The organism is Rhizobacter sp. P3_B12, assembly GCF_056402895.1.
This window is the reverse complement of sequence record NZ_JBFUGN010000759.1, coordinates 1-3071: the sequence shown is the minus strand read 5'-3', so window position 1 is coordinate 3071 and position 3071 is coordinate 1. Positions and strand designations below refer to the sequence as shown.

The 3071-nt window shown below is 68.6% G+C and carries 4 protein-coding genes; all 4 read right to left on the bottom strand.

The annotated features are described in order from the left end of the window. Positions 1 to 597, bottom strand: a 597-nt coding sequence (locus tag AC1D01_RS27535) for a branched-chain amino acid ABC transporter permease (RefSeq protein ID WP_477872061.1), incomplete at its 3' end; no start/stop codon positions are given. Beyond that, positions 594 to 1469, bottom strand: a complete 876-nt coding sequence (locus AC1D01_RS27530) for a branched-chain amino acid ABC transporter permease (protein ID WP_477872059.1) — start codon at positions 1467 to 1469, stop codon at positions 594 to 596. The genes AC1D01_RS27535 and AC1D01_RS27530, both read right to left, overlap by 4 nt. A gap of 29 nt (positions 1470 to 1498) precedes the next feature. Continuing rightward, on the bottom strand, positions 1499 to 2656 hold the full coding sequence (locus tag AC1D01_RS27525) for an ABC transporter substrate-binding protein (RefSeq protein ID WP_477872057.1): 1158 nt from the start codon (positions 2654 to 2656) through the stop codon (positions 1499 to 1501). Then, the coding region (locus AC1D01_RS27520) for a shikimate dehydrogenase family protein (protein WP_477872055.1) at positions 2653 to 3071 on the bottom strand (419 nt) is incomplete at its 5' end. The genes AC1D01_RS27520 and AC1D01_RS27525, both read right to left, overlap by 4 nt.

Here is a 3071-nt window from a genome sequence, read left to right as displayed (position 1 = left end):
CTCGGCCCGGATCGGGTTGTCGCGCAGCGCGGTGAAGGCCTTGCCCCACGGCGAACGCAGCAGCTTCCACAGCACAGCGCCCAGCACCAGCGTGCAGCCGAGGATGAAGTAGTAGTACGGCAGGCTGCGATCCAGCGACAGCCCGGCCAGCGAGGGCCGCGCGATGTTGTTGATGCCGAAGGTGCCGCCGGTCAGCCACTCCTCGTTGCGCATCACCAGCCACACCGCGGTGTTGAAGCCCAGCGTCGCGAACGCGAGGTAGATCGTCTGCACCCGCAGCGCCGGAAAGCCGAGCGCGAGCCCGACCACGAAGCAGCCCGCCATCGCGAGCGGCAAACCCAGCCAGAAGCTGAAGCCGGCCTTCATCACGATCGCCAGCGTGTAGGCGCCGATGCCGAAGAAGGCCGCGTGCCCGAGCGACTTCTGCCCCGCGTGGCCGACCGTCAGGTTCAGCCCCATCGTCGCGATCACGAACACCAGCCAGTAGCTCAGCAGGTACAGGCCGTAGCTCTTCAGGAACGGCGGCACGGCGACCAGCAGCGCCAGGCCGAGCAGGCCGGGCACCAGCGCGGTGGCCAGGGACTTGTCGCGCCTCATACCTTGCGCTCCTCGCGGCGGCCCAGCAGCCCCTGCGGCTTGAACAGGATCACCAGCATGAACACCACCAGCGCGACGGCGTCCTTGTAGGCCGGCGAGATGTACGCCGACGCCAGGTTCTCGGCCACGCCGACGATCAGGCCGCCGAGCAGCGCGCCGCGCGAGTTGTTGAAGCCGCCGATGATCGCGGCGAAGAAGGCCTTGGTGCCCAGCGGTTCGCCCATGTCGAACTTCGCCAGGTAGGTCGGCGTGATCAGCAGTGCCGCGGCACAGGCCAGCAGCGCATTGATCGCGAAGGTGTAGAACACCATGCGCGGCACGTCGATGCCGAGCACGGTGGCACTCTCGGTGTTCTGCGCCACCGCCTGCATCGCGCGGCCGGTCACCGTCTTGGCGAGAAAGGCCTGCGTGCCGAACACCAGCACCAGCGCCATCGCGAGCGTGCCCAGGTCGACCAGCGTCACCGCGACCCCGCCGACATGGAACAGCCGGTCGGCGAACAGGCCGGGGAACGGATGCGCCTCGGCGGTGAAGCCGGCCCGCACGCCGTTGCGCATCGCGATCGCCAGGCCGATGGTGGCCACCACCACCGGCATCAACCCGAAGCGCAGCAGCGGATCGGCGATGCCGCGCTTGAAGGCCCAGCCGAGCACGGCCACCGCCAGCACGCAGGTCAGCACGAAGCCGGCCCACAGCGGCAGGCCGACGCTCATGAAGCCGAGCATCGTGAAGGCCGGCAGCATCACGAACTCGCCCTGCGCGAAGTTGATCGTGCCCGAGGCCTGCCACAGCAGCGTGAAGCCGAGCGCGGCCAGCGCATAGATGCTGCCCGTCGCCATGCCCGAGAGCACCAGTTGCAGGAAATCGCTCATGTCACGGCAGTCTTGTCGCGGCCATCAGGTCACGACTTCCTGCCGAGCGCCGGCAGCGTCTCCCGCACCTCCTGCTTGCCGTTCTTCACCTCGACGATGAAGCTCTCGCGGTCGAGATCGCCGTTGGCATCGATGCTCACGTCCATCAGCACGCCCGGCTCCTTCGCCACGGTGATCGTCAGCCCGTGCAGCGCCTTCGCCACCGCCACGCGGTCGAACTTGCCGACCTTCTCGATCGCCGCCTTCAGCATGTAGACGCTGGTGTAGCCCTTGATGCCGTTGTGGTCCGAGACGTACTTGTATTCCTTCTCGAACTTGCTGCGGAAGGCCCGCATCGCCGGCGTCGGCGCATCCACCGTCAGCCCGACGTGCGCGATCGCGCCGTTCGCCGCCTCGCCCGCCAGGTCGATCACCTTCTGGCCGGTCAGCGTGGTCTCGCCGATCACCGGCTTGCTCCAGCCCTGCTTGCGCAGCTCGCGCAGCGCGCGTGCCGACTCCTCCTCGTTGGTGTAGACGAACAGCACGTCGGCATTGCTCTGCTTCGCGCGCAGCACCGGCGCCGCGAAGTCGACCTGGCCCGATTCGGTGGAGATGTCGGCCGCCACCTTCAGCCCGCTCGCCTCGGCCGACTTGACGAAGGCATCGCGCCCGCCCTTGCCGAAGTCGTTGTTGACGAACATCACCGCCACCGTCTTCGCCTTCAGCGTGGCCGCGATGTAGCGCGCCACCTTCGGCATCGACGAGGCCTGCGTGAAGCTGGTGCGGAAGATGTACGGGTTGCCCTGCTGCGTGATCGAGGTGGCCTCGCCGCCGGTGAAGTTGGGCACCTCGGCACGCCGCGTCTCGGCCATGCTCACCAGCACCGAGCCGGAGAAGGTGGGCCCGAGCACCGCGAACACCTCGTCGTCCACCGCCTTCGTCGCCAGGCCCTTCGCGACGCCCGGGTTCGATTGCGTGTCGTTGACCAGCGTCTCGAGCTTGCGCCCGAGGATGCCGCCGGCGGCGTTGATCTCCTTCACCGCGAGCTCGATGCCGTTCTTCGCGTTCGTGCCGGCCGTGGCGCCGGTGCCCGACAGCTCCTGGATCACGGCCAGCTTGACGGTCTGGGCCTGGACGGACAGCGCGGTGCAACAGGCAGCCGTGCCGAGCAGCGCGGCGATCAGACCGCGGCGGATCGATGGGTTCATGTCGTGTCTCCTTGTCGTTGGAATATGGCGCGCAGCCCGGAGGCATCGGCCTGCACCGCCTGCGCGATCGAATCGAAGCCGAAGAAGCGCAGGTACTCCGGCACCTGCTGCACCAGCATCTCGAAGCCGGGGTGCGCGACGATGCCGCGTGCATGGCAGGCCCGCAGCAGCGGCGTCGGCTGGTTCTTCATCAGGATGTCGACCACCACGGCCGTGCGGTCGAGCTGCGCGGGGTCGAAGGGCAGCGGATCGTCGGCCTGCAGGCCGAGCGGCGTCGCGTTGACGACCAGGTCGAAGCCGGCCGGTGCCGGCTGCGCCAGCGAGACCACGTCGACGCCGAACTCGGCGGCGAGCCGTTCGGCGATGGCCGCGGTGCGGCCGCGCGCGGTGTCGAACAGCGCGATGCGCGCCGCAC

What these genes read in the sequence shown, in the direction of transcription:
- AC1D01_RS27530 (WP_477872059.1), bottom strand. Translation starts at nt 1,469, where the DNA reads ATGAGCGATTTCCTGCAACTGGTGCTCTCGGGCATGGCGACGGGCAGC.
- AC1D01_RS27525 (WP_477872057.1), bottom strand. Translation starts at nt 2,656, where the DNA reads ATGAACCCATCGATCCGCCGCGGTCTGATCGCCGCGCTGCTCGGCACG.